The sequence below is a fragment of the Streptomyces sirii genome, assembly GCF_045690365.1.
Lineage (GTDB): Bacteria > Actinomycetota > Actinomycetes > Streptomycetales > Streptomycetaceae > Streptomyces > Streptomyces sirii.
Genome location: NZ_CP147982.1, coordinates 6,510,969 through 6,531,094, shown reverse-complemented (window position 1 = coordinate 6,531,094; position 20,126 = coordinate 6,510,969). Strand labels below are relative to the sequence as shown.

The window sequence follows — 20,126 nt, the reverse complement described above, 5'->3', positions numbered from 1 at the left end:
GTCAGTCGTCATCGCCGTGCAGCCGCCGGCGTACCGACAGCAGCTCCACTTCGGGCCGTGCGGCGACCAGGCGCTCGCAGCGGTCCATGACTTCGGTGAGGTGCCCGGCGTCCCCGGAAACCATCGCCAGGCCGATTGTCGCCCTGCGGTGCAGATCCTGGTCCCCGACCTCCGCGACGCTCACCGCGTACTTGCGGTGCAGCTCGGCGACGATCGGGCGGACGACGGAGCGCTTCTCTTTGAGCGACCGTACGTCGCCGAGAAGCAGGTCGAAGGACAGCGTCCCTACGTACATGCAAGACGGGTCAAGCCACCCGTGGGGCCTTAGGTGTACGTGTCATTTCGAACCGTACACGCAACGGCCGGGGCCGATCGACGGAGTTTACGCTCCGCCGACCGGCCCCGAACGCCCGCCCGTCGCCCGACCACCACCCCGGGTGGACCGTGCTACGCACGGACTGCCATCCGCGTGATCAGCCGCGCGGCTTCTCCCGCATCTCGTAGGTCGCGATGACGTCGTCGACCTTGATGTCGTTGAAGTTTCCGAGGTTGATACCGCCCTCGAAGCCCTCGCGGATCTCGGTGACGTCGTCCTTGAAGCGACGCAGACCCTGGATGTTGAGGTCCTCCGCGACCACCTTGCCGTCGCGGATGAGGCGCGCCTTGGTGTTGCGCTTGACCTCGCCGGAGCGGATGAGCACACCCGCGATGTTGCCGAGCTTGGACGAGCGGAAGATCTCGCGGATCTCGGCCGTACCGAGCTCGACCTCCTCGTACTCCGGCTTGAGCATGCCCTTGAGGGCCGCCTCGATCTCCTCGATCGCCTGGTAGATGACCGAGTAGTAGCGGACGTCGACGCCCTCGCGCTCGGCCATCTGCGTGGCGCGGCCTTCGGCCCGCACGTTGAAGCCGATGACGATCGCGTCGGAGCCGGTCGCCAGGTTGATGTCCGACTCGGTGACCGCACCCACACCGCGGTGCAGGATCCGGATCTCGACCTCTTCGCCGACGTCGAGCTGGAGCAGCGAGGACTCGAGAGCCTCCACCGAACCGGACGCGTCGCCCTTGATGATGATGTTGAGATCCTGCACCAGACCGGCCTTGAGCACCTTGTCGAGGTCCTCGAGGGACACCCGGCGGGTGCGCTTGGCGAAGGCGGCGTTGCGCTCGCGCGCCGCGCGCTTCTCGGCGATCTGACGGGCCGTACGGTCCTCGTCCACCACCAGGAAGTTGTCGCCGGCGCCCGGGACGTTGGTGAGACCCAGGACCAGGACGGGGGTCGAGGGACCCGCTTCCTCGACGTTGTTGCCCTTGTCGTCGAGCATGGCGCGGACCCGGCCGTACGCGTCGCCGGCGACCATCGTGTCGCCGACCCGCAGGGTGCCGCGCTGAACGAGGACGGTGGCCACGGCGCCGCGGCCGCGGTCGAGGTGGGCCTCGATCGCGATGCCCTGCGCGTCCTGCTCCGCATTGGCGCGCAGGTCGAGCGAGGCGTCCGCGGTGAGGACCACGGCCTCCAGCAGGCTGTCGATGTGCAGACCCTGCTTGGCGGAGATGTCGACGAACATGGTGTCGCCGCCGTACTCCTCGGCCACCAGGCCGTACTCGGTCAGCTGACCGCGCACCTTGGTCGGGTCGGCACCCTCGACGTCGATCTTGTTGACCGCGACCACGATCGGCACGTCGGCCGCCTTGGCGTGGTTGAGGGCCTCGATCGTCTGCGGCATGACACCGTCGTTGGCCGCCACCACGAGGATCGCGATGTCGGTCGACTTGGCACCACGGGCACGCATGGCGGTGAACGCCTCGTGACCGGGGGTGTCGATGAAGGTGATGCGCCGCTCTTCGTCGTTGACCTCGGTCGCGACCTGGTAGGCACCGATGTGCTGGGTGATGCCGCCGGCCTCGCCCGCGATGACGTTCGTCTTGCGGATCGCGTCGAGCAGTCGGGTCTTACCGTGGTCGACGTGACCCATGACGGTCACCACCGGCGGACGCGCGACGAGCATCTCCTCGCCGCCCTCGTTCTCGCCGAACTCGATGTCGAAGGACTCGAGCAGCTCGCGGTCCTCCTCCTCCGGGCTGACGATCTCGACGAGGTAGTTCATCTCGTCGGCGAGCAGCTGCAGCGTCTCGTCGGAGACCGACTGGGTCGCGGTGACCATCTCGCCCAGGTTCAGCATGACCTGGACCAGCGACGCCGGGTTGGCGTTGATCTTCTCCGCGAAGTCCGTCAGCGAGGCACCGCGCGACAGGCGAACCGTCGCACCGTTGCCGCGCGGCAGCATGATGCCGCCGACCGACGGGGCCTGCATGGCCTCGTACTCCTGACGGCGCTGCCGCTTCGACTTGCGACCGCGACGCGCCGGACCACCGGGACGACCGAAGGCACCCTGCGTGCCACCACGGCCACCGGGGCCGCCGGGACGACCGGCGAAGCCGGGACGACCGCCGCCGAAGCCACCGCCGCCACCGGGACCGCCGCCACCGGGACGACCGGCGAAACCACCACCGGCACCCGGACGACCGCCGCCGCCACCGCCACCGGGACGACCGGCGAAGCCGCCGCCGCCACCGGGACGACCGCCACCACCGGGGCGACCCGCGCCGCCGGGACCGCGACCGCCGCCGCCACCGGGACCCGGACGCGGGCCGGCAGCCGGACGCTGCGGCATCATGCCCGGGTTCGGGCGGTTACCGCCGCCGGGACGCGGACCGGCGCCACCGCCGGGAGCCGCACCCTGCGGACGGGGCATGCCACCGGGGGTCGGACGTGCGCCGCCCTGGCCCTGGGGACGGGGACCACCCTGGCCGCCGCCCTGCGGACGCGGGCCGCCGGGGCCGCCCTGGCCGCCGGGACGCGGGGCGCCACCGGGACGGGGGGCCTGCGGACGGGCCATGCCCGTGGAGCCGCTGGAGGTGAAGGGGTTGTTGCCCGGACGGGGTCCGGACGGACGACCGCCGGGACGCGGGCCGGGGCGCTCGCCGCCGGGACGCGGGGCGTTGCCACGGCCCTGACCGCCCTGACCACCCTGACCGGGCGCCGGACGGGCCGGACGCGGGCCGGGGGTGCCGGGGCGGGGAGCCGACGAGCCGGCGGCGGGAGCGGCCGGCGCGGACGGCGGAGCCTGGAACTCGGGCTGCGCGGGGGCGGCCGGAGCGGGCTTGGGTGCCGCGGGGCGCGCCGGGGTGGGGCGCGGGCCCGGAGTGGGGCCGGCGGCGGGAGTGCTCTTGGGGGCCGCGGGGGCCTGTGCCGCCTCGGAGACGGCGGGGGCCGGAGCCGCGGGGCCCGGCTTGGGGGCGCCCGGCTTCGGGGCAGCAGGACGTGCCGCCTGCGCCGGAGAGGGCGCCGACGGCTTCGCGGGGGCCGACTTGCGCGGCGCCGCGGGCTTACCGGCGGCGCGGCCGCTGCCGCTGCCTGCCTGGAAAGCGTCGGTCAACTTGCGAACAACCGGCGCCTCGATCGTCGAGGACGCCGAACGGACGAATTCACCAAGTTCTTGGAGCTTGGCCATGACGACCTTGCTCTCAACGCCGAACTCCTTGGCGAGTTCGTATACCCGGACCTTAGCCACTTCGCTCCTTTTAGGTCCGGGGTGTCCACCGGACCGTCGCTACTTCATGGGCGTACTCATCGCGTACTCATCGAGTGCTCATCGCAATCTCGACCTACTTCCGACTCGCGAGGTACCTGACCGCACGGTTTTCCGTGCGCTGTGCGTTTCTTGCCGTGCGTCATGCAATGGCGGCTTCAACCGGCGCCCCGTTCGAGGAACCGACGCAGATCCGTCGTGTCGAACGGTCCCGGGCCCTTGAAGGCCCGGGGGAACGCCCGGCGGCGAACCGCCAGGTCGAGGCAGACCAGTGTCGGGTGCACATAAGCACCCCGGCCGGGCAGCGTACCGCGAGGATCGGGGGCACACTCACCCTCGATCTGCACGATGCGCAGCAGATCGCCCTTGGCCGCTCGCTCCCGACATCCCAGACATGTGCGCTCAGGGCATGCGCGGGCATGCGTCCGGCCAGACACTGCTTAAGTCTACCTCCCCGCGCCGACTCGCCCCCTACGGGGTAAAGGCCGGCCCGCTGCTCAGAATTCCCGGCCGAGCGCCGCGGCACCACCGATTTTCCCGGAGGGCCACGACGCTCGACCGGCTACCACGTGTGATCTCAGTGCTGCGGTGCGTGCTGCTCGGTGTCCGGGCGGATGTCGATCCGCCAGCCGGTCAGCCGGGCGGCGAGCCGGGCGTTCTGCCCTTCCTTGCCGATGGCGAGCGACAGCTGGTAGTCGGGGACGGTGACGCGGGCGGAACGCGCCGCCAGGTCCACGACCTCGACCTTGCTGACCCGGGCCGGCGACAGCGCGTTGGCGACCAGGTCGGCCGGGTCGTCCGACCAGTCCACGATGTCGATCTTCTCGCCGTGCAGCTCGGCCATCACGGCGCGCACCCGCCCGCCCATCGGCCCGATGCACGCGCCCTTGGCGTTGAGGCCCGAACGGGTGGACCGTACGGCGATCTTCGTACGGTGTCCGGCCTCGCGGGCGATGGCGGCGATCTCCACCGAGCCGTCCGCGATCTCCGGCACCTCCATGGCGAAGAGCTTCTTCACCAGATTGGGGTGGGTACGCGAGAGCGTGACGGAGGGCCCGCGCACGCCCTTGACCACCCGGACGACATACGACCGCAGCCGGGTGCCGTGTGCGTAGTCCTCGCCGGGGACCTGCTCCTGCACCGGCAGGATGGCCTCCAGGCGGCCGATGTCGACCAGGACGTTCTTGGGGTCCTTGCCCTGCTGGACGACGCCGGTGACGACGTCGCCCTCCCGCCCGGCGTACTCGCCGAAGGTGATCTCCTCCTCGGCGTCCCGCAGGCGCTGCAGGATGACCTGCTTGGCGGTGGTCGCCGCGATCCGCCCGAAGCCCGAGGGGGTGTCGTCGAACTCGCGCGGCTCGGCTCCCTCCTCCAGGTCCGCGATGTCCTCGGCGTTCTCCTTCGCCCACACCGTCACATGGCCGGTGCTGCGGTCCAGCTCCACCCGCGCCCGCCGGCGGCTGCCCTCGGTGCGGTGGTACGCGATGAGGAGGGCCGACTCGATCGCCTCGACCAGCAGGTCGAACGAGATCTCCTTCTCCCGCACCAGACCCCGCAGGGCACTCATGTCGATATCCACGGCTACGCCTCCTCCTTGTTCTCGTCGATCTTCTCGTCGGGCCGCACGTCGCGCTTGTCGGACTTGCGGCTGAATTCCAGCTCCACGCGCGCCTTGGCGATCTCGTCGAAGGAGATCCGGCGGGCGGTCGGCTTGCGTCCCTTGACCCCCGGCACCTCGAGGTCGAGTCCCTCGTCGTCGACGGCGGTGATCCGGGCCACCAGCTCGCCGGCGCCTGCCGCATCGGTCAGGTGGGCCTTGACGAGGCGGCCGACGGCGCGGCGGTAGTGCCGCAGCTCGGTCAGCGGCCGGTCGGCGCCCGGTGAGGTGACCTCAAGGGTGTAGGGCGCGCCGCCCATCGCGTCGGAGTCGTCCAGGACCTGGGAGACCTCGCGGCTGAGCTCGGCGCACTCGTCCAGCTGGACGCCCTCGTCGGAATCGACCACGATCCTCAGCACCCGACGCTTGCCTGCCGGTGTCACCTCGATCTCTTCCAGATCCAGGTCTCGCGCGGCGACGAGCGGTTCAAGCAGTCCGCGCAGCCTCTCGCTCTGGGTCGTGCTCATCCGGGTGACTCCTCGGCCGCGTGTGCTGTTGTGGGTAGGTCGCGTGTCGGGTCAAAGCCTATCGGTTCCGGCGGGGTACTGACGATTCGGTGGGTCGTCACGGATACTCTCGCCTGCGGTGATCACGACGGAAGACCCCGGGAAGTGCAACGTGCCGAAAGTGGCGCTCACGCGCAGATGGACCCTGCTGGCCGGCGCCGCCCTCGGGGGCGCCGCGCTGCTCTCCGGCTGCGCCGAGGACGACGGACCCGACCGCGGCGAACACTCCTCGGCCGCCGACCGGCTGCGCGAGCGCTCCGCCCGCGACAGCACGGCGCTGCTCGCGCGCTATGACGCGACGCTCACCGCGCACCCCGCCCTGGAGGAGCGGCTGCGCCCGCTGCGCTCCGAAGTGGCCCGGCACGCCCGGGCGTTCACCGACGACGGCGCCGCTCCCTCCCCCAGCGCCCCGCCCTCCCGGGGCCCGGCGCACGAGGTCGCCGCACCCGCGGTGCCCGAGGACGAGAAGGCCGCCCGCAGCGCCCTCGCCGACGCCGAGCGCAAGCTGGCCGACGCCCGGGCCAAGGACCTGCTCACCGCACCGCCCGAGCTGGCCCGGCTGCTGGCCTCGGTGGCCGCGGCCGGCGCGGCCCACGCGTACCTGCTGACGGACCCGGCCGCATGACGGACCTCGGCACGGCGGCATCGGCACCACGGACAGTGACCAGCGAAGGGGCGTACGCATGAACGCGGCAGCGGGGCGCGGCAGACCGGAACACCGGGACGACGACGAACGGGACGAGAAGGACGAGCTGACGGCGGTACAGGCGGCGCTGGCCGCCGAGCACGCGGCGGTCTACGGCTACGGCGTGGTCGGCGGCCGGATCACCGCCGACCGGCGCAAGGAGGCGCTGGCGGCGTACGACGCGCATCGTGCACGCCGCGACGCGCTGCACCGCGAGGTGCGCGAGCTGGGCGGCACACCGCGGGCCGCGGCCGCCGCCTACGCGCTGCCGTTCCCGGTGCCCGACGCGGCCGCCGCGGTCCGGCTGGCGGCGGAGCTGGAGGACCGGTTGGCCGCCGTCTACGCGGATCTGGTCCGGGCCGGCGGCCGGGCCAGGCGCCGGGAGTCGGCCGCCGCGCTGCGCGAGGCGGCGGTGCGGTCGGTGCGCTGGCGCGGCGGCGGCGTAGCCTTCCCTGGGCTCGTGGAGCGGGCCGCGGCCGCGGCTCCGTCCGGCTCCGCGAGCGCCTCCGCGGGCGCGCTGTGAACGACCGGCGGTCTTAGGGGCTGTGCGAGGGGTCAGGGCCCGGTCATGACCCCATCGGACAGACCCCGGGCCCAGGACGACGTGCGGGGCCGTCGCAGGATGCTGCGATCGCCCCGATTGAAGGGACAGCTCAAGCATGGCAACGGCACCCATCGAACCGCCGCAGCGGTTGGTGAGTTCGCTGAGCGGCGATCCGGACAGCCCCGCGCGGCAGTGGCTGCAGGCGCTGCCGACGCTTGTTCAGCAGCGGCTGGACGCCTGGGAGCTGACGCTGGAACGGGTGCACGCACCCGGTGGCCGCAGCAGCCTCCTGGCGCTCGTACGGCAGCAGGACGGCACCCCCGCGGCGCTGAAGATCCCGGTGCCGGGCCGGCGGTCCGCGCACGAGGCGGCCGCGCTGGAGATATGGGACGGCTGGGGCGCCGTACGCCTGTTGCGGTCCGACGAGGAGAGCGGCGCACTGCTGCTGGAGCGGCTGCAGGGCGCGGTCTCGCTACGCTCGCTGCCCGAGGCCAAGGCGCTGCTGGAGGCGGCCGGCACCGTCCGCCGCCTGTGGGTGGCGCCCGCAGCCGACCACCCCTTCGAGACGCTCGCCGGCCGTGCGGAGGAGGCGGTGGAGGCGCTGCGGACGGCCGGGGCACTCGTCCGGTCGGCCGGTCCGCTGGTCGACGAGGCACGGGAACTCGGGCGCACCCTGCCGGCCGGCTCCGACGAGCGGTTCCTGCTGCACGGCGCGTTCCGGCAGGGCAAGGTGCTGGCCGGTGAGCGGGCTCCGTGGCTGGCGGTCGGCCCGTACCCGGTGGTCGGCGAGCGGGCCTACGATCTGGCCGCGCTGGTGCTGGACCGCTTCGAGGACCTGATGGCCGGCTCCGGCGCGGCCGCCGCGGTCCGCCGCCGGGTCGCCAAGCTGGCCGACTCCCTGGAGGTGGACCGGGAGCGGCTGCGCCACTGGACGCTGTACCGCGCGGTGGACACGGGCGTCCGGGAGGCCGCGGTGGGCGACCGCCGGCGGGGCGAACTGCTGCTGGAGTTCGCCGCCTGGTTGTAGGCGCAGGCGAACGGGCCGGCCGGGGCGCACACCCCGGCCGGCCCGTTCGCCGTGCGATGCCGTCAGGCGCTGAGGCGGGCGACGGCCTCCTCGACCGTCAGCTCCTCGCGCTCGCCGGTGCGCCGGTCCTTGACCTCGACGACACCCTCACCGGCCCGCCGTCCGGCCACCACGATGGTCGGGACGCCCAGCAGCTCCGCGTCGGTGAACTTCACGCCTGGCGAGACCCCGGGGCGGTCGTCGACCAGCACCCGCAGGCCCGCGGCGCCGAGCAGCTCGCCCACCTCCAGCGCGAGCTCGGTCTGCTTGGCCTTGCCCGCCGCGACGACGTGCACATCGGCCGGCGCGACCTCGCGCGGCCAGCACAGGCCCTTGTCGTCGTGGGTCTGCTCGGCCAGCGCGGCCACCGCGCGGGAGACGCCGATGCCGTAGGAGCCCATGGTGACCCGCGCCGGCTTGCCGTTCTGGCCGAGGACGTCGAGTTCGAAGGCGTCCGCGTACTTGCGGCCGAGCTGGAAGATGTGCCCGATCTCGATGGCACGGTCGATGCGCAGGCCGGCGCCGCACTTCGGGCAGGGGTCGCCGGGCTCGACCACGACCACGTCGAGGTACTCGTCGACCTCGAAGTCGCGGCCCGCGACGACGTTGCGGGCGTGCTTGCCCTCCTTGTTGGCGCCGGTGACCCAGGCCGTACCGGGGGCGACGCGCGGGTCGGCGAGGTAGCGGAACGCCTTGCCCGCCAGGCCCTGCGGGCCGACGTAGCCGCGGACCAGGTCGGGCCGGTCGACGAAGTCCTCGGCGGTGACCAGCTCGACGGTGGCCGGCGCGAGGTGCTCGCCGAGCTTGCCCAGGTCGACCTCGCGGTCGCCGGGGACACCCACCGCGACGATCTCGCCGTCGACCTTGACCAGCAGGTTCTTCAGCGTCGCGGAGGCCGGTACGTCGAGGAACTCGGCGAGCGACTCGATGGTCGGGGTGTCGGGGGTGTCCAGCTCCTCGACGGGGCCGTGGCCCGAGCCGTCGGCCGGGGCGACCTTGACCGTCACGGCCTCGGTGTTGGCGGCGTAGTCGCAGGACGGGCAGTCGACGAAGGTGTCCTCACCGGCCGCGGCGGGCGCCAGGAACTCCTCGGAGGCGGAGCCGCCCATCGCGCCGGAGACCGCGGAGACGATGCGGTAGTCCAGGCCGAGGCGCTCGAAGATCTTCTGGTAGGCCTGGCGGTGCAGCGCATAGGACTGCTCCAGGCCCTCGTCGGTGGTGTCGAAGCTGTACGAGTCCTTCATGTGGAACTCGCGGCCGCGCAGCACACCGGAGCGGGGACGGGCCTCGTCGCGGTACTTGATCTGGATCTGGTAGAGGATCACCGGCAGGTCCTTGTAGGACGTGCACTGGTCCTTGACCGTGAGGGTGAAGATCTCCTCGTGGGTGGGGCCGAGGAGGTAGTCGGCACCCTTGCGGTCCTTCAGGCGGAAGAGCAGGTCGCCGTACTCCTCCCAGCGGCCGCTGATCTCGTAGGGCTCCTTGGGCAGCAGGGCCGGCAGCAGGACCTCCTGGCCGCCGATCGCGTCCATCTCCTCGCGGACGACGCGGGAGACGTTCTCCAGGACCTTCATGCCCAGCGGCAGCCACGTCCAGATGCCGGCGGAGGAGCGGCGGACGTACCCGGCGCGGACGAGCAGCTTGTGGCTGGCGGTCTCGGCGTCGGCCGGGTCGTCGCGCAGTGTCTTGATCATCAAGCGGGACATGCGCTGGACCTGTGCGGCGTTGGCCATGGGAGTTTCTCCTGCGTAAGAAAGGTGACTCCCTGGAGGTTAGCCGCAGGGGTGTGCCGCGCGGAAATGCATACCGCTGCGCTTGGGCTTGCTTCCCACGTTGTCGGCTTTCCCGCCGTGCGTGTTGCTCGCCGTTGCGCCTGGCGGCGGGCGTTTGTTTGTCGGCTGCGGCGCCGTGCTGGTTGTCCGCCGTTGCGCCTGGCGGCGGGCGTGGTGTTGTCGGGTGCGGTGACAGCCCTACGGACTCCGTCCTACGGTCTGTCCCCTCCCGTGGGTGGGGCGGAGGAAGACAGGCCGGTGGGGGCCCACCTGATCTGTCGACTACCGGCACACGAAGGCTGACGTTCAGCCCCACTGGTTTTCTCCCACCCACCACGGGAGGGGGCGGGCCGGAGGGGCTGGGTGTTCGGACGTAAAGCGCAGCAGTCCGGACACCCAACCCCTCCGGCCCGTCACCGGCAGCCGAACAGCCCCGCGCAGCGGCACCGCCCGCCGCAGGCGCCACGGCGAGTAAGTCGAACACGTCGGCCGCAGCAAAGCGCAGCGGAGGGGCCCGCCGCAGGCGAACCACGCGAAACCCCACGGCGGGAAAGCCGACAACGTGGGAAGCAGCCCAAGCGCAGCGGCTAACGCTTCAGCGGCAGCGTGGCTCCCATCACCGCGTAGGGCGTGGGCGCGCTGGGGAACAGCACCCGCCGGGCGATGTCCTGGTAGCCGAGCGAGCGGTACAGCCCGCGCGCCGGGCTCTCGACGTCGATGGCGGAGAGGATGGAACGCGGCTCGCCGGCCTCGTCGGTGATACGGGTGATCAGCGCCCGCCCGATGCCCCGGCCCTGGTAGGCGGGGTGGACATGCAGCTCGGTGATGGTGAAGGAGTCGTCGAGCCAGTGGTCGAGGTGCACGGCGCGCAGATACGGTTCGACGACCGTGGACCACCAGTGGGTGCGGTCGTTGGGCATCCCGTAGACGAAGCCGACGAGCCGTCCGGCGGGGGTCGTGGCGCCGAGGGCGCGGGCGCCGGCGCAGCCGAGGTGGCGCAGCACGATGTGCCGGCGTACGGCGATCTCCTCGTCGCTCAGGCCGAAGGCGAGCGCCTGGACGGCGAGCGCGTCATCCACACGGGCAGCGAGGTCCAGGGGGCCGACCGCGACGTCATCCATGGTCGGAGCGTACAAGGGCGCGGCCCGTTCCGTACGCTCGCGGCGGTCAGAACAGCACGCTCATGAACGCGCCGACCTCTTCGAAGCCCACCCGGCGGTAGGAGGCGCGGGCGGCGGTGTTGAAGTCGTTGACGTAGAGGCTGACGACGGGGGCGACGTCGCTGAGGGCGTAGCGCAGCACGGCCGCCATGCCGGTCTCCGACAGGCCCTTGCCGCGGTGGGCGGGGTCGACCCAGACGCCCTGGATCTGGCAGGCGCGCTGGGTGGCGGCGCCGATCTCGGCCTTGAAGATGACCTTGCCGCCCTCGATACGGGCGAAGGAGCGGCCGGATCCGACGAGTTCGGCGACCCGGGCCTGGTAGAGCAGCCCGCCGTCGCCGGCCATCGGGGAGATGCCGACCTCTTCGGTGAACATGGCCACGCACGCCGGCATGATCAGGTCCATCTCGTCCTTGCGGATCCGCCGGACGTAGGGGTCGGGGGCGATCTCGGTGGCCGGCGAGGTGGTGACCATCAGGGGCTGGTGGGCGCGGATCTCGCGGGCCGGTCCCCACGTCGGCTCCAGCAGCGACCACAGCTCGGAGGTGGGGCCGGCAGGTCCGACGATCGACGAGCAGCGGCGGCCCTGGCGGCGGGCGCGCTCGGCGAAGCCGCGGACGGCCTCGGAGGTCGCGCAGACGGGGACGAGGTTGGCGCCGGCGTAGCAGAGCGATTCCAGGCGGCCGCCGACGTACCAGCCCCACATCTCGCCGCCCAGCCGCCAGGGGTCGAGGCCGGCGATCTGTACGCGGGCGGCGACGAAGGCGTTGGCGACCGGGTCGCGGTCGAGCACCGCGAGCGCGTCATCGAGCTCCCCGGGCTCGAGGACCTTGATGGTCGTGGTCGTCAGCACGTGTCGGAATGCCTCACCGTTGCGGGCCTGGGAGGCCAGGCGGGAGCAGGTCTTGGCACTTTACCTCCCTGCGCGCGGGAGCACCCGGCCCGCGGCGGCACGGGCGGCGCGGGGTGGTCGGCGGCCCGGCGCACGTCCCGGCGCCGGCCGGCCCGGGCACGCGGGAGCCCCGCGGCCCGGGGCGGGCGGCGGGGCTCTGCGGTGCTGCGGCGGCGCGGGTCAGCCGGCGACGGCGACGGTCGGCTCGCCGGAGGCGATGCCGTCCTTCTCCATCTGCTCGGCGATCTTCATGGCCTCTTCGATGAGGGTCTCGACGATCTTCGACTCGGGGACGGTCTTGATGACCTCGCCCTTGACGAAGATCTGGCCCTTGCCATTGCCGGAGGCGACGCCGAGGTCGGCCTCGCGGGCCTCGCCGGGGCCGTTGACGACGCAGCCCATGACGGCCACCCGCAGCGGCACCTCCATGCCCTCCAGGCCGGCGGTGACCTCGTCGGCGAGCTTGTAGACGTCGACCTGGGCGCGGCCGCAGGACGGGCAGGAGACGATCTCCAGCCGGCGCTGGCGGAGGTTGAGCGACTCCAGGATGGAGATGCCGACCTTGACCTCCTCGGCGGGCGGCGCGGAGAGCGAGACGCGGATGGTGTCGCCGATGCCCTCGCTGAGCAGCGCGCCGAAGGCGACCGCGGACTTGATGGTGCCCTGGAAGGCGGGGCCGGCCTCGGTGACGCCGAGGTGGAGGGGGTAGTCGCACTGGGCGGCGAGCTGGCGGTAGGCGTTGACCATCACGACCGGGTCGTTGTGCTTGACCGAGATCTTGATGTCGCGAAAGCCGTGCTCCTCGAAGAGGGACGCCTCCCACAGCGCGGACTCCACCAGCGCCTCGGGGGTCGCCTTGCCGTACTTCTGCAGCAGGCGGCGGTCGAGCGAGCCGGCGTTGACGCCGATCCGGATGGGGGTGCCGGCGTCGCCGGCCGCCTTGGCGATCTCCTTGACCTGGTCGTCGAACTGCTTGATGTTGCCGGGGTTGACGCGGACCGCGGCGCAGCCGGCGTCGATGGCGGCGAAGACGTACTTCGGCTGGAAATGGATGTCCGCGATGACCGGGATCTGGGACTTCCGGGCGATCACCGGCAGCGCGTCGGCGTCGTCCTGGGTCGGGCAGGCGACCCGGACGATCTGGCAGCCGGAGGCCGTCAGCTCGGCGATCTGCTGCAGCGTCGCACCGATGTCGGACGTCCGCGTCGTCGTCATCGACTGCACCGAGACCGGTGCGTCCCCGCCCACGGCGACCGGACCGACGTGGATCTTCCGGCTGACCCGACGGTCGGCCAGCTTGGTCGGTACGTCCGGCATTCCCAGTGAAATGGCAGTCATCTGGCGAGCAACCCCAAGGTATGGATCAAGGTCCCGAATCGGCGGGCTCCGGTCTTCGAGGTTACGGCACAAGGGTTGCGGGAGGCACATCGCTCCCCTGAGGCCCCCCGAAAGGGGACGGTCGGGCACCTCCAAACGCCGCGGAGGTGCCCGACCGTCGCCAAACCCATGTTTTGGCCAATCGCCGTCAGGTCAATTTCACGGGATTCACCACGTCCGCGACGAGCACCAGCAGCGTGAAGCAGATGAAGATCCCGGCGACCACGTAGGCGACCGGCATCAGCTTGGCGACGTCGAAGGGCCCGGGGTCCGGACGCCGGACGATCTTGGCGAAGGCCCGGCGGATCGACTCCCACACGGCGCCGGCGATGTGACCGCCGTCCAGCGGCAGCAGCGGCAGCATGTTGAACAGGAACAGCGAGAGGTTGAAGCCGGCGACCAGGAAGAGCATGGTCGCCACCCGCTGCTCCGGCGGGATGTCCAGCGAGAAGACCTCTCCGCCGACCCGGGCCGCGCCGACCACGCCCATCGGGGAGTCCTGCTTGCGCTCGCCGCCGTTGAAGGCCGCGTCCCACAGGTCCGGGACCTTCGAGGGCAGGTTGATCAGCGAGGAGACGCCCTGCTCGACCATGTTGCCCATGCGGTCCACGGACTGGCCGAAGGTCTGCGGGACGACGCCGCTGGCCGGGGTGAAGCCGAGGAATCCGGCGGTGACGAACTCGCCGGGGACATAGCCGCCGTGCCCGTCCGTCTTGGCGACCTTGTTCTCGATCAGATCGGCGTGCAGGGTCTTGCGGACGCCGTGCCGCTCGACGACCAGCGTCGCGGGCCCGGTGGTGACGCGGATCCGCTGCTGCAGGGTGCCCCAGTCCGGGACGGCGCTGCCGTTGAACGAGACGATCTGGTCGCCGGCCCGCAGGCCCGCGGCCTTGGCCGGCGAGTCCTTGGCATCCGAGGGGCACTTGTCGGTCTTGGCCGCGGCCGAGATCACACAGTCCGAGACGGAGCCGACCTGGGTGGTCTGGGTGTTGATGCCGAAGCCCATCAGCACGCTCATGAAGATCACGACCGCCAGGATCAGATTCATGAACGGCCCGGCGAACATCACGATGACGCGCTTCCAGGGCTTGCGCGTGTAGAAGAGCCGCTTCTCGTCGCCGGGCTGCAGCTCCTCGAAGGCCGCCGAGCGGGCGTCCTCGATCATCCCGCGGAACGGCGAGGTGGAGCGGGCCTGCAGCTTCCCGTCGTCCCCGGGCGGGAACATCCCGATCATGCGGATATAGCCGCCGAGCGGGATGGCCTTGATGCCGTACTCGGTGTCGCCCTTCTTACGGGAGAAGAGCGTCGGCCCGAAGCCCACCATGTACTGCGGCACACGGATACCGAACATCTTGGCCGTGGAGAGGTGGCCGAGTTCGTGCCAGGCGATGGAGAACAGCAGGCCGACGACGAAGACGACTATGCCGAGAATGGTCATCCAGGTCGTCATGCGCGAGCCTCCGAAGGTGTCCGTGCCGCACGGGCGGCCAGTTCGCGGGCGCGGGCGCGCGCCCAGGTCTCCGCCTCCAGGACGTCCGCCACGCTCAGGGAGGTTCCCCTGTCCGGCGTCCCGTGCTCGGCGACCACTTCAGCGACGGTATCCACAATCCCTGTGAACGGCAGCCCGCCCTTGAGGAACGCATCCACGCACTCCTCGTTCGCCGCGTTGAAGACGGCCGGGGCGGTGCCGCCCAGACCACCGACGTGGCAGGCCAGCGGGACGGAGGGGAAGGCCGCCTCGTCGAGCGGGAAGAACTCCCAGGTCTGCGCCTTCGTCCAGTCCACGCCCGGGGCGGCGTCCGGGACCCGCTCAGGCCAGCCGATGCCCAGCGCGATCGGCATCCGCATGTCGGGCGGGCTGGCCTGGGCGAGCGTGGAGCCGTCGGTGAACTCCACCATCGAGTGGATGTAGGACTGCGGGTGGACGACCACCTCGATGCGGTCGAAGGGGACGTCGAAGAGCAGATGTGCCTCGATGACCTCCAGGCCCTTGTTGACGAGGGTCGCGGAGTTGATGGTGACGACCGGGCCCATGGACCAGGTGGGGTGGGCCAGCGCCTGCTCGGGCGTGACCTCGGCCAGCTCGCGCCGGGTGCGGCCGCGGAACGGGCCGCCGGAGGCGGTGACGACGAGCTTGCGGACCTCGGCGCGGTCGCCGCCGGTCAGCGCCTGGAAGAGCGCGGAGTGCTCGGAGTCGACGGGGATGATCTGACCGGGCCGGGCGATCTCCTTGACCAGCGGTCCGCCGACGATCAGCGACTCCTTGTTGGCCAGGGCCAGCACCCGGCCCGCCTTCAGGGCGGCCAGGGTCGGGGCGAGGCCGATGGAGCCCGTGATGCCGTTGAGGACGGTGTGGCAGGGGGAGGCAGCCAGTTCGGTGGCCGCGTCGGGGCCGGCCAGGATCTCGGGCAGCGGCTCGCCCGCGCCGTACCGGGCGGCCAGCGCCGCGCGCAGCGCGGGCACCGCGTCCTCGCGCGCCACCGCGACGGTGGCCACCCGCAGCCGGTGCGCCTGCTCGGCGAGCAGCTCGGTCCGGCCGCCGGCGGCGGAGAGCGCCGTCACCCGGAAGCGGTCGGGGTTGCGCAGCACGATGTCGATCGCCTGGGTGCCGATCGAGCCGGTCGAGCCGAGGATCACGATCCGGCGCGGGCCGTCGGGGTCGCCGGCGGCCGGTTCGAAGCACAGGAGCGGATGGGCGAGGGAGTCCGTCATGTGGTCCATTGTGGCCGGTCGCCGGGGTGCCGTGGACACCTGGCCGCACAACTGCGGGGCCCGCCCGGCGGATCTTCGCGGACGGGCCCCGGCGGGGTGGCTCAGCCCAGGGGTCGGCGGACGTTGTCGGTCCGGCTCGGGCCCGGGGTGGCGTCGGCGATCCAGGGGCCTTCGCCGCTGGCGTCGATGACGCCCTCCTCCAGCCAGCTGTAGCTGCCGTCGAGGACTCCCGAGACGACCTTGCGGTCGAGTTCGTCGGTGTTCGTCCACAGCCGGCCGAACAGCTCCTCGACGCGGATCCGGGCCTGCCGGCAGAACACGTCGGCCAGCTGCTGCGCCTCGCGGCCGTGTTCGCCGGTCTCGCGCAGGTGCTCGGCGCGTACGCAGGCGGCGCTCATCGCGAAGAGTTCGGCGCCGATGTCGACGATCCGGCCGAGGAAGCCCTGCTTGGTCTCCATCCGGCCCTGCCAGCGCGACATCGCGTAGAAGGTGGAGCGGGCGAGCTTGCGGGAGGTCCGCTCGACATACCGCAGATGCTCCGCGAGCCGTCCGAACTCCTGGTAGGTGCGTGGGAGTTGGCCGGGTCCGGCGACGAGCTTGGGCAGCCAGCGGGCGTAGAACCCACCGGCCCTGGCCGCCGCCCGGCCCTTGTCGACGAGGGACTTGTCGGGGTCGATGAGGTCGCCGGCGACGGACAGATGCGCGTCCACCGCCTCCCGGGCGATCAGCAGATGCATGATCTCCGTGGAACCCTCGAAGATCCGGTTGATGCGCATATCGCGCAGCATCTGCTCGGCCGGGACGGCGCGTTCGCCGCGGGCGGCGAGCGAGTCGGCGGTCTCGAAGCCGCGGCCGCCGCGGATCTGCACCAGCTCGTCGGCCATCAGCCAGCCCATCTCGGAGCCGTAGAGCTTGGCGAGCGCGGCCTCGATCCGGATGTCGTTGCGGTTCTCGTCGGCCATCTGGGAGGAGAGGTCGACGACCGCTTCGAGGGCGAAGGTGGTCGCGGCGATGAACGAGATCTTGGCGCCGACGGCCTCGTGCTTGGCGATCGGCCGGCCCCACTGCTCACGGGCGGCGGACCACTCCCGGGCGATCTTCAGGCACCACTTGCCGGAGCCCACGCACATCGCGGGCAGCGAGAGCCGTCCGGTGTTCAGGGTGGTCAGGGCGATCTTCAGGCCGGCGCCCTCGGGGCCGATGCGGTTGGCGGCGGGGACCCGTACCCGGTGGAAGCGGGTCACGCCGTTCTCCAGGCCGCGCAGCCCCATGAAGGCGTTGCGGTTCTCGACCGTGATGCCGGGCGAGTCGGCCTCGACGACGAAGGCGGTGATACCGCCCTTGTGCCCCTCGGAGGCGGGCACCCGCGCCATCACCACCAGCAGGTCGGCGACCACGCCGTTGGTGGTCCACAGCTTCACGCCGTCGAGCACGTAGTCCTCGCCGTCCGGGACGGCCACCGTCGCCAGGCGGGCCGGGTCCGAGCCGACGTCGGGTTCGGTCAGCAGGAACGCCGAGATGTCCGTACGGGCCAGCCGCGGCAGAAAGGTCTCCTTCTGCTGCTGGGTGCCGAACAGCTTCAGCGGCTGCGGTACGCCGATCGACTGGTGCGCGGAGAGCAGCGCGCCGATGGCGGGGCTGGCGGTGCCGACCAGCGACAGGGCCCGGTTGTAGTACACCTGGGTGAGCCCGAGGCCGCCGTACTTCGGGTCGATCTTCATGCCGAGCGCGCCGAGCGCCTTGAGCCCCGCGACCGTCTCGTCCGGGATCTGCTCCTCGCGGTCGATCCGGGCGCCGTCGACCTGCGTCTCGCAGAAGTCCCGCAGTGTGGCGAGGAACTTCTCACCGCGGCGCACGTCGTCGGCCGCGGGGGTGGGGTGCGGATGGATGAGGTCGAGCCGGAAGCGCCCCAGGAACAGTTCCTTGGCGAAGCTGGGCTTGCGCCAGTCCTGCTCGCGGGCCGCCTCGGCGACCTGGCGTGCTTCGCGCTCGGAAACGTTGCGGATGGATGGAGCGGTCATCAGGAGCTCACCTCGCCGCGGGGTCGGCAGTTCTGCGCCGGCGGGCCGGTCGGCCGCTGGACAGCGCTACTTGTGAGAGTTACCCGATCCGCGCGGGTTGCACCACTGGAGGTACGGGAGGGAGCGGGGCGGACGGTGTGTCCCGGCCATGCGGCGCATACGCCGCGGCGCGATCCGGAACCGGACCCGCCGCATCAGCCCTTCGGGGGGTGCGGCATACCGCGCTGGTTGTACGTGCGCGGACGCCTCCCCCCAGAGGCACAGCCGCGACTCCGCCTCCGACACGAGGCGACTGCCCGGTCCGCGCCGTACGGTCGAGATCCGGCATGACGGGGGTTGGATGTCGGGTGAACGGGGGACGCGGCGCGCTCCGGAAACAGGGTGCCGGAGCGCGCCGCGTCGGGGCCGGCGCCGGGGGGTGCGCCGGCCGGGGTCCGGACGGTGATACGGCCCAAGGCACGGCCGTCGCTGTCCACCGGTCCGGACCGGGTCGGGGTGGGTCAGAGGGGCAGGCCGGTGAGGACCAGGACCCGCTCGTAGGTGTAGTCGTCCATCGCGAAGCGCACGCCCTCGCGGCCCACGCCGGACTGCTTGACGCCGCCGTACGGCATCTGGTCGGCGCGGTAGGACGGCACATCGCCGATGACCACGCCGCCGACCTCCAGCGCGCGGTGGGCGCGGAAGGCGGTCTGGGTGTCATGCGTGAAGACACCGGCCTGCAGGCCGAACTTGGAGTCGTTGACGGCCGCGAACGCCTCGTCCACGCCGTCGACCTTGGTGAGGGTGAGCACCGGGCCGAAGACCTCCTCGCAGGCGAGGGTGGCGTCGGCGGGCACGTCCGCGAGGACGGTCGGCGCGTAGGAGGCGCCGTCGCGCTTGCCGCCGGCGAGCAGCTTCGCGCCGCGCTCGACGGCCTCGTCCACCCAGGACTCGACGCGCTTGGCGGCGTCCTCGTTCACCAGCGGGCCGACCTCGGTCGCGTCGTCCGACGGATCGCCGGTGACCTGCGCCTCGACGGCCGCCACGATCTTCGGCACGAGCCGGTCGTACACGGACGCGTCGGCGATGACCCGCTGCACCGAGATGCAGGACTGGCCGCCCTGGTAGTTGGAGAAGATGGCGATCCGCTGCGCCGCCCAGTCCAGGTCCGCCTCGGAGGACCAGTCGGGCAGCACGACGGCCGCGCCGTTGCCGCCGAGCTCCAGGGTGCAGTGCTTGCGCGGCACCGAGTCCAGGATCGCGTAGCCGACCTTCTCGGAGCCGGTGAAGGAGACGACCGGCAGCCGCTCGTCCTGGACCAGCGCCGGCATCCGGTCGTTGGGCACCGGGAGGATCGACCAGGAACCGGCCGGCAGGTCGGTCTCGGCCAGCAGCTCGCCGAGGATCAGACCGGAGAGCGGGGTGGCCGGGGCCGGCTTGAGGATGATCGGGGCGCCGGCGGCGATGGCCGGGGCGATCTTGTGGGCGCAGAGGTTCAGCGGGAAGTTGAACGGCGCGATGCCCAGGACCGTGCCGCGCGGGAAGCGGCGGGTCAGCGCGAGCCGGCCGGCGCCGCCCGCGTCGGTGTCCAGGCGCTGGGCCTCGCCGCCGTTGAACCGGCGGGCCTCCTCGGCCGCGAAGCGGAACACGGACACCGCCCGGCCGACCTCGCCGCGGGCCCACTTCATGGGCTTGCCGTTCTCGGCGGAGATCAGCCGGGCGATCTCCTCCGTACGCTCCACCAGCCGGCGCTGCACGTGGTCCAGGGCGGCGGCCCGGACGTGCGCGGGGGTCGCCGCGAATTCGTCCTGGACCGCGACGGAGGCCGCGACGGCCTCCTCGACCTGGGCCTCGGTGGGAACGCTCACCGTGCCCACGAGACGTCCGTCCCAGGGGGAGGTGACATCGAAGGTGGCCTCGCCGGTGGCCTTGCGGCCGGCGAGCCAGAAGGCGGTGGGGGCTGCATCAGTGGGGATCGGCACAGTGGAACCCGGCCCTTCAGAAGTGGTGAGTGGTGCGCATCGCTCAGGGAGCGGCTGTGCGGTTGTGGGTCTGCCACCACGGTAGGGGTGCGACGCCGCCATGGCGTTTGTCCGAAGCGTAGAAATCAGGGGGTGTGTCTCTCCGCCGTGGAGCGGGCGGAGGCGCGGATCCCCGTGCCG

At 71.9% G+C, this 20,126-nt stretch carries 16 protein-coding genes; 3 read left to right on the top strand and 13 right to left on the bottom strand.

Features of this window, described 5'->3' with window-relative positions; genetic code table 11:
- Nucleotide 1 precedes the first annotated feature (1 nt).
- The 5 genes from WAB15_RS29530 to rimP form a co-directional block, all read right to left on the bottom strand.
- On the bottom strand, nucleotides 2–295 hold the full coding sequence (locus tag WAB15_RS29530; RefSeq protein ID WP_407288074.1) for a DUF503 domain-containing protein: 294 nt from the start codon (nucleotides 293–295) through the stop codon (nucleotides 2–4).
- Nucleotides 296–473: 178 nt separating this feature from the next.
- On the bottom strand, nucleotides 474–3,575 hold the full coding sequence (gene infB, locus WAB15_RS29525; RefSeq protein WP_399150863.1) for a translation initiation factor IF-2: 3,102 nt from the start codon (nucleotides 3,573–3,575) through the stop codon (nucleotides 474–476).
- Between the two features lie 176 nt (nucleotides 3,576–3,751).
- On the bottom strand, nucleotides 3,752–4,030 hold the full coding sequence (locus tag WAB15_RS29520; protein ID WP_399150864.1) for a YlxR family protein: 279 nt from the start codon (nucleotides 4,028–4,030) through the stop codon (nucleotides 3,752–3,754).
- Nucleotides 4,031–4,170: 140 nt separating this feature from the next.
- Nucleotides 4,171–5,172 (bottom strand): transcription termination factor NusA, encoded by a 1,002-nt coding sequence (nusA, locus tag WAB15_RS29515; protein ID WP_399150865.1) that lies wholly within the window; start codon nucleotides 5,170–5,172, stop codon nucleotides 4,171–4,173.
- 2 nt (nucleotides 5,173–5,174) lie between these two features.
- A complete protein-coding gene (rimP, locus tag WAB15_RS29510) occupies nucleotides 5,175–5,717 on the bottom strand; it encodes a ribosome maturation factor RimP (RefSeq protein WP_399150866.1) in 543 nt (180 codons plus the stop codon).
- A gap of 160 nt (nucleotides 5,718–5,877) precedes the next feature.
- On the opposite strand from rimP, the gene WAB15_RS29505 reads away from it, so the two are divergent.
- The 3 genes from WAB15_RS29505 to WAB15_RS29495 all read left to right on the top strand — a co-directional run bounded on the left by WAB15_RS29505 (nucleotide 5,878) and on the right by WAB15_RS29495 (nucleotide 8,012).
- Nucleotides 5,878–6,381 (top strand): hypothetical protein, encoded by a 504-nt coding sequence (locus WAB15_RS29505; protein WP_407289317.1) that lies wholly within the window; start codon nucleotides 5,878–5,880, stop codon nucleotides 6,379–6,381.
- Between the two features lie 58 nt (nucleotides 6,382–6,439).
- On the top strand, nucleotides 6,440–6,964 hold the full coding sequence (locus WAB15_RS29500; protein WP_407288073.1) for a ferritin-like domain-containing protein: 525 nt from the start codon (nucleotides 6,440–6,442) through the stop codon (nucleotides 6,962–6,964).
- Between the two features lie 136 nt (nucleotides 6,965–7,100).
- Nucleotides 7,101–8,012, top strand: coding sequence for an aminoglycoside phosphotransferase family protein (locus tag WAB15_RS29495; RefSeq protein ID WP_399150869.1), 912 nt, complete (start codon nucleotides 7,101–7,103; stop codon nucleotides 8,010–8,012).
- A 62-nt stretch (nucleotides 8,013–8,074) separates the two neighbouring features.
- Here WAB15_RS29495 and WAB15_RS29490 read toward each other — a convergent pair whose 3' ends face one another.
- From WAB15_RS29490 to WAB15_RS29455, 8 genes are all read right to left on the bottom strand, one after another.
- Nucleotides 8,075–9,784, bottom strand: coding sequence for a proline--tRNA ligase (locus WAB15_RS29490; protein WP_399150870.1), 1,710 nt, complete (start codon nucleotides 9,782–9,784; stop codon nucleotides 8,075–8,077).
- Nucleotides 9,785–10,410: 626 nt separating this feature from the next.
- Entirely contained in the window at nucleotides 10,411–10,944 is a 534-nt protein-coding gene (locus tag WAB15_RS29485; protein ID WP_399147236.1) for a GNAT family N-acetyltransferase, read from the bottom strand.
- Nucleotides 10,945–10,990: 46 nt separating this feature from the next.
- Nucleotides 10,991–11,836 carry a GNAT family N-acetyltransferase gene (locus tag WAB15_RS29480; RefSeq protein WP_407288072.1) on the bottom strand — a complete coding sequence of 282 codons (846 nt, stop codon included), beginning with the start codon at nucleotides 11,834–11,836 and terminating at the stop codon, nucleotides 10,991–10,993.
- Between the two features lie 219 nt (nucleotides 11,837–12,055).
- Nucleotides 12,056–13,213, bottom strand: coding sequence for a flavodoxin-dependent (E)-4-hydroxy-3-methylbut-2-enyl-diphosphate synthase (ispG, locus tag WAB15_RS29475; protein WP_399147234.1), 1,158 nt, complete (start codon nucleotides 13,211–13,213; stop codon nucleotides 12,056–12,058).
- 187 nt (nucleotides 13,214–13,400) lie between these two features.
- Nucleotides 13,401–14,702 carry a M50 family metallopeptidase gene (locus tag WAB15_RS29470; protein ID WP_407288071.1) on the bottom strand — a complete coding sequence of 434 codons (1,302 nt, stop codon included), beginning with the start codon at nucleotides 14,700–14,702 and terminating at the stop codon, nucleotides 13,401–13,403.
- Nucleotides 14,699–15,964 (bottom strand): 1-deoxy-D-xylulose-5-phosphate reductoisomerase, encoded by a 1,266-nt coding sequence (gene dxr / locus WAB15_RS29465; RefSeq protein WP_407288070.1) that lies wholly within the window; start codon nucleotides 15,962–15,964, stop codon nucleotides 14,699–14,701. Before dxr ends, WAB15_RS29470 begins: the two co-directional genes overlap by 4 nt.
- Nucleotides 15,965–16,065: 101 nt before the next feature.
- Entirely contained in the window at nucleotides 16,066–17,985 is a 1,920-nt protein-coding gene (locus tag WAB15_RS29460; RefSeq protein WP_399147231.1) for an acyl-CoA dehydrogenase family protein, read from the bottom strand.
- 500 nt (nucleotides 17,986–18,485) lie between these two features.
- Nucleotides 18,486–19,946: an aldehyde dehydrogenase family protein gene (locus tag WAB15_RS29455; RefSeq protein WP_399147230.1), complete on the bottom strand. Its 1,461-nt coding sequence runs from the start codon at nucleotides 19,944–19,946 to the stop codon at nucleotides 18,486–18,488.
- Nucleotides 19,947–20,126: the final 180 nt, after the last annotated feature.

Coding starts and splice junctions, on each gene's coding strand:
- WAB15_RS29530 (WP_407288074.1), bottom strand. CDS start 295: ATGTACGTAGGGACGCTGTCCTTCGACCTGCTTCTCGGCGACGTACGG.
- rimP (WP_399150866.1), bottom strand. CDS start 5,717: ATGAGCACGACCCAGAGCGAGAGGCTGCGCGGACTGCTTGAACCGCTC.
- WAB15_RS29500 (WP_407288073.1), top strand. CDS start 6,440: ATGAACGCGGCAGCGGGGCGCGGCAGACCGGAACACCGGGACGACGAC.
- WAB15_RS29495 (WP_399150869.1), top strand. CDS start 7,101: ATGGCAACGGCACCCATCGAACCGCCGCAGCGGTTGGTGAGTTCGCTG.
- WAB15_RS29490 (WP_399150870.1), bottom strand. CDS start 9,784: ATGGCCAACGCCGCACAGGTCCAGCGCATGTCCCGCTTGATGATCAAG.
- WAB15_RS29485 (WP_399147236.1), bottom strand. CDS start 10,944: ATGGATGACGTCGCGGTCGGCCCCCTGGACCTCGCTGCCCGTGTGGAT.
- ispG (WP_399147234.1), bottom strand. CDS start 13,213: ATGACTGCCATTTCACTGGGAATGCCGGACGTACCGACCAAGCTGGCC.
- WAB15_RS29470 (WP_407288071.1), bottom strand. CDS start 14,702: ATGACGACCTGGATGACCATTCTCGGCATAGTCGTCTTCGTCGTCGGC.
- dxr (WP_407288070.1), bottom strand. CDS start 15,964: ATGACGGACTCCCTCGCCCATCCGCTCCTGTGCTTCGAACCGGCCGCC.
- WAB15_RS29460 (WP_399147231.1), bottom strand. CDS start 17,985: ATGACCGCTCCATCCATCCGCAACGTTTCCGAGCGCGAAGCACGCCAG.